The 437-nt window shown below is 71.9% G+C and carries 1 pseudogene; it reads right to left on the reverse strand.

The window, feature by feature from the left end:
- Positions 1-304: pseudogene (locus tag M3677_RS17395) on the reverse strand (DNA-binding protein); the annotation flags it as partial.
- Between the last annotated feature and the right edge of the window lie 133 nt (positions 305-437).

Below are 437 nucleotides of genomic sequence, written 5' to 3' on the forward strand. Positions count from 1 at the left end.
GTGCGGAACGGCGGCTCGTCCCCCCACCACCCTGCCACGACTCGTCGGTCCACGGCCCACGGTGCGGGGAGAACTTGTTCGCGCCCATGATCTCGGCGCCGATGCCGCGGGCGTAGTCGCGGGTGAAGAGGTCGTCGACACCGCGGGTGTCCTCACCGGTCGACGGCCCGGGGAACGACGCGGTCGAGAACGCCCACGCCATCAGCTCGCCGGGGTTCGCCGTCCCGAAGGGGCGTTCGAGGCTCTGCCCCTCGCCGGAGCCGTAGCCGTCGCTGGACACCGTGAAGTTCTGCACCCGGAGCACGGCACCATCCAACCCGTGAACCAGCCCTTCCGCACCGTCCTGCTGCCCGGCCGGCACCACGTGCTCACGCGCTTCCAGGCCGAGTACCTGCACGCGCTGCTCGCCGGCGAGGTCACCGACACCGAGGGCGCAC

The organism is Curtobacterium sp. P97 (assembly GCF_023712445.1).
Taxonomy (GTDB): domain Bacteria; phylum Actinomycetota; class Actinomycetes; order Actinomycetales; family Microbacteriaceae; genus Curtobacterium.